The organism is Rhizobium sp. PEPV16, assembly GCF_008919455.1.
Taxonomy (GTDB): Bacteria; Pseudomonadota; Alphaproteobacteria; order Rhizobiales; family Rhizobiaceae; genus Rhizobium; species Rhizobium leguminosarum_Q.
Window position 1 is genome coordinate 1 of sequence record NZ_VSZV01000112.1, and the last position, 5,031, is coordinate 5,031.

At 61.2% G+C, this 5,031-nt stretch carries 2 protein-coding genes and 1 pseudogene; all 3 read right to left on the minus strand.

The genetic code is table 11. The features are described 5' to 3' along the window. Positions 1-727, minus strand: a pseudogene (locus FY112_RS01600) (PCRF domain-containing protein); the annotation flags it as partial. Between the two features lie 225 nt (positions 728-952). After that, positions 953-3,412, minus strand: a complete 2,460-nt coding sequence (locus FY112_RS01605) for a penicillin-binding protein 1A (RefSeq protein ID WP_151517484.1) — start codon at positions 3,410-3,412, stop codon at positions 953-955. A gap of 374 nt (positions 3,413-3,786) precedes the next feature. Then, positions 3,787-5,031, minus strand: a 1,245-nt coding sequence (locus FY112_RS01610; protein ID WP_246700579.1) for an N-acetylmuramoyl-L-alanine amidase, incomplete at its 5' end; no start/stop codon positions are given.

Consider the following 5,031-nt stretch of genomic DNA (forward strand, 5'->3'; position numbering starts at 1 on the left):
ATAGGTATCGATGCGGCAGTCGCTTTCGTTGATCTCGATCTGGATCGAGTCGTCGACAACCGGATAGACCCAGATCGACGAGAAGGAGGTGTGGCGACGCGCATTGCTGTCGTAGGGCGAGATGCGCACCAGTCGGTGCACGCCCGATTCCGTCTTCAGCCAGCCATAGGCATTGTGGCCCTTGACGAGCAGGGTCGCGGACTTGATGCCCGCCTCTTCGCCGTCATGGACTTCGAGAAGCTCGACCTTGAAGCGCTGGCGTTCGGCCCAGCGGGTGTACATGCGCAAAAGCATGTTCGCCCAGTCCTGGCTTTCGGTGCCGCCGGCGCCCGAATGGACTTCGAGATAGGTGTCGTTGCCATCGGCTTCGCCAGAGAGCATGGCTTCCACCTGGCGGCGCCCGGCCTCGGCCTTCAAGGCCTTCAGCGCGTCTTCGGCTTCCTTGACGACGCTCTGGTCGCCCTCTTCCTCGCCAAGCTCGATCAGCTCGATATTGTCGTTCAGCTGCTGCTCGAGCTGCTTGACGCCGTTGATGCCGTCATCGAGTTGCTGGCGTTCGCGCATCAGCTTCTGCGCTTCGGAAGCGTCGTTCCAGAGGTTCGGATCCTCTGCCTTGTTGTTCAACCAGTCCAGCCGTCTTATCGCCTGGTCCCAGTCAAAGATGCCTCCTCAGCAGGGTGATAGCCTGCTTGGTTTCATCGACCACGTTTTCGATTTCCGCTCGCATTTTCCTGCTTCTCTGTCTCGGTCTTCTTCAGGTGCTGGTGAGATAGCGCATTTCCGTTTTTCTCTGAGCCACGGAGATGCTCTATCTTTTTGGTTTCGCGCAATTCCTGGGAAAGTCGCTTTGCGCTTTTCCCGGCAAAACCGCTATGCACTTTTGCTGGAATTGCTCTAGAGACGCCCACCGCGGATGTAAAGGGCCGCGGCGGCATACAAAATTCAGGTCTCGTCAGAACAGGCCGGGCGTGCCGGTCTGGACGGCCTGGTTCGCCTGCGGCGAGGTCTTCAGGATTTCCTCCGGCGCCATGGTGCTGTCCATGCCGATGACGGAGAAGCTGTCGGCCGGGCCGGTGCCGGGCTTGAAGGCCTCGACGATGGTGTTCGGATCGCCTTCGCCAGCCGCCATGCCGGTCTTGCGGTCGATCGGGATTAGGTTCATGCCTGATGGAATGACGAATTTCGATTCCGGCGTATCCTTGACGACCGCCTGCATGAATTCGTTGAAGATCGGGGCGGAGAGACCGCCGCCGGTCCCGCCGCGGCCGAGCGGGCCCGGCGTATCGAAGCCCATATAGAGGCCTGCGACCAAATCCGGCGTGAAGCCGACGAACCAGGCATCCTTCTCGTCGTTGGTGGTGCCGGTCTTTCCGGCGACGTCGCGACCGCCGAGATCGATCTTGCCGGCAGCGGTGCCGCGCTGGATGACGCCCTGCATCATCGAGGTGATCTGGTACGCCGTCATCGGATCGAGAACGGTTTCGCGATTGTCGACGACATTCGGCTCTTCCTGGTTCTGCCAGTCGCCGGCATTGCAGCCCTCGCACAAACGCTCCTCATGCTTGAAGATCGTCTTGCCGTAGCGGTCCTGGATGCGGTCGATCAATGTCGGCTTGATCTGCTTGCCGCCATTGGCGATGACCGAATAGGCCGAGACCATGCGCAATACCGTCGTGTCGCCGGCGCCGAGCGACATGGAGAGAACCGGCAGCATGTGATCGTAGATGCCGAAGCGCTCGGCATATTCGGCGACGATGTTCATGCCGAGATCGTTGGCGAGGCGCACCGTCATCAGATTGCGCGAATGCTCGATGCCCGAACGCAGCGTCGACGGGCCGCTGGATTCGCCGCCGTAGTTCTCCGGCCTCCAGACTTGGCCGCCCGAGACGATTTCGATCGGCGCGTCCATGATGACCGAAGCCGGCGTATAACCATTGTCCATCGCCGCCGCGTAGACGAAAGGCTTGAACGAGGAACCCGGCTGGCGCATCGCCTGGGTGGCGCGGTTGAATTCGGACTGGGCATAGGAGAAGCCGCCGACCATGGCGAGCACGCGGCCGGTCTTCGGATCCATGGCGACCAGGCCACCCTGCACCTTCGGCGGCTGCTGCAGGCGATAGGAGGTAGACGCGTCGTCACCGAGCTTTGCGACATAGACAACGTCACCGGGGGACACGGCGCCGACCGGTGATTTCGTGGTCTTGCGGGCGCCGTCGGCCGAACGGAAGGCCCACTGCATGTTCTTGGCGTCGATCGTGCCGCGCTGGCGATCGGCTGCAACCTTGCCGCTTCCATCCTTGGCCGGCTGCAGGCCGATGTCGACGGTCGAGTCGGATACGGCGAGCACGACGGCGAGCCGCCATTCCGGCACGTCGGACAGTGTGGGAATATCGGCAAGCGCCTTGCCCCAATCACCGCTCGCATCGATCTGCTTAATCGGGCCGTGGAAACCGCGGCGCTCATCATAGGTGACCAGACCGTCCTGCAGCGCCTTGCGGGCAGCGAGCTGCATCTGCGGATCGAGCGACGTGCGCACCGAAAGGCCGCCCTCATAGAGGACCTTTTCGCCGTACTGGTCGATCAGCTGACGGCGCACGGCTTCGGCGAAATAATCCGAAGCAAAGAGCGAAGGGCCGGTGGTGCGGGCGGTGACGCCGAGCGGCTGCTTCTTGGCTTCCTCGCCGTCAGGCTGGCTGACATAACCGTTCTCGACCATCCGGTCGATCACCCAGTTGCGACGCTCGAGTGCAGCTTCCGGATGGCGGAACGGATGATAATTGGCAGGACCCTTCGGCAGCGATGCCAGATAGGCGGCTTCGGCGACGGTCAGTTCGGTAACGGATTTGTTGAAATAGGTGAGTGCTGCGCCGGCGATGCCATAGGAATTCAGACCGAAGAAGATCTCGTTCAGGTAGAGTTCGAGGATCTTGTCCTTGCTGTAGGCCTGCTCGATACGGAAGGAGAGGATCGCTTCCTTGATCTTGCGGTCGATCGTCTGGTCCGAGCTCAAAAGGAAGTTCTTGGCCACCTGCTGGGTGATTGTGGAGGCGCCGACCGGGCGGCGGCCGGAACCGAAATTCTGCAGGTTGACGAGGATTGCGCGGCCGAGACCGGTCAGATCGACGCCCGGATGATTGTAGAAGTTCTTGTCTTCTGCCGACAGGAAAGCCGCCTTCACACGGTCGGGAACCGCCTGGATCGGCAGGAAGAGACGCTTTTCCTTGGCATACTCGGCCATCAAAGCGCCGTTGCCGGCATGGACGCGGGTCGTCACCGGCGGCGCGTAGCTGTTCAGAACGGCATAGTCCGGAAGATCCTTCGCGACATTGGCGAGATAAATGGCAATACCCGCCGCCGCGACCAGAAACAGGACGCAGGCCATTCCGAAGAAATATCCAAAAAGTCTAACCATATTTCAGCTACCGGTCTTTTCGATCTTCAATCGGCGCAGACGCAACGATTGCAAAGATCAAGGCAATTTGCACGTTGCGCGGCTTACTCCATGAGCGCTACCGCCACAAGCCGATTCCGCGCCTCAGGCTGCGAAACATAAGCCGGAGTAACGGCGCGAATGTGAGCAAAATAGGGCTGTCTGCGCCGCATTCACCGCTACGGCGGCGTTTCATTAGAACTGTCACATCCAAGCAACGCCCGCTCCCGCCGCCAATCTGAGGTATCTTGCTCAGAATTTGATTCATGCGGCGCACTTAAATCTTTGTTTTTATGAATTTTTGTTTTTGCTGGCCGCGCCGCCGTGCCGCAACCGCTACAGATTTACGGTGGCCGTTAGCCGCCATTCGCCATGACGGCGGCGCGGTATCGCTTCACTGCGTCGGTCAAGAGACCGGCGATCTTGCCGCGCCAGGCCTCGTCGAGCAGCAGTTTCTCGTCCTCGGCATTCGAGAGGAACCCGATCTCGAGAAGGATCGACGGCACGTCAGGGGCCTGCAGCACGCGGAAGCCGGCATGACGGTGCGGATTGTTGATGGTGCCGACCTGATCCTTGAAAGAATTCAGCACACTCTCGGCCAGCGAGATGGAGAAAGCCTGGGTCTCGCGCCGCGTCAGATCGAGCAGGATGTCAGCGACCTCGGGCGGCTCGGCGACCGTCTCCTTGCCGGCGATCTGGTCGGAGAGGTTTTCGCGTTCGGCCAAGTCGGCGGCGAGCTTGTCGGATGCCTTGTCGGAGATCGTGTAGACAGTCGCGCCGCGGATATCCTTCTGTTTCAGCGTATCGGCATGCAGCGAAATGAAGAGGCCGGCATGGTTCTGGCGGGCGATCAGTACACGCTGCGAAAGCGACAGGAACTCGTCGTCCTCGCGCGTCAGGAAAGCCTTGATGCCCGGTTCCTTGTTCAGCCGTTCCGTGAAGGCCTTGGCGAAGGCGAGCGTCACCTGTTTTTCCTCGGTCTTGGTGTCGACGCCGATCGCGCCGGTGTCGATGCCGCCATGGCCGGCGTCGACGGCGATGACGAAATCGCCGGGAGCAGCCTTTTGCGGTGCCAGAATGGCGCTTGTCGTCTGAGCCGCCTCAGTCCGATCGCTCCAGGATTGCGTCTTCACCAGTTCGGCAAAGGCCTTCTTGTCGATCATCTCCGCATCGAGCACGAGGCGATGGCCGTTGCCCGTCTCATCGGCCTGCACCTTGGCAAGCGCCAGCTTCACCGGCCCTGCCGTCGTCAGCACGATGCGGGCGCTCTCTTCGTCCATCTTGCCGTAGCGGATATCCTTGAACAGGCCGCGGGCGGCAAGATCCTTCGCCGGAAACCCGAAGGCGGTCGCCGGCAAGTCAACGACGATGCGTTCCGGATTGGCGATATAGTGGACGGAGAAACGCGGCTCGCGATCGAAATCGATGACGATGCGAGTCCTTGCGTCGTCGCCGACGATGCGCGCGCCATAGGCAAGCAGCGGATCCCCGGCCTCGACAGAGCTGGCAGCGGCCGGCAGCAGACTAGCGACCAGAAGCGCCGCCAGAACCCGCCTTGCGAATGTCGATCGCGGCGCTGCGGATTTCGCCGCGATCCGAGC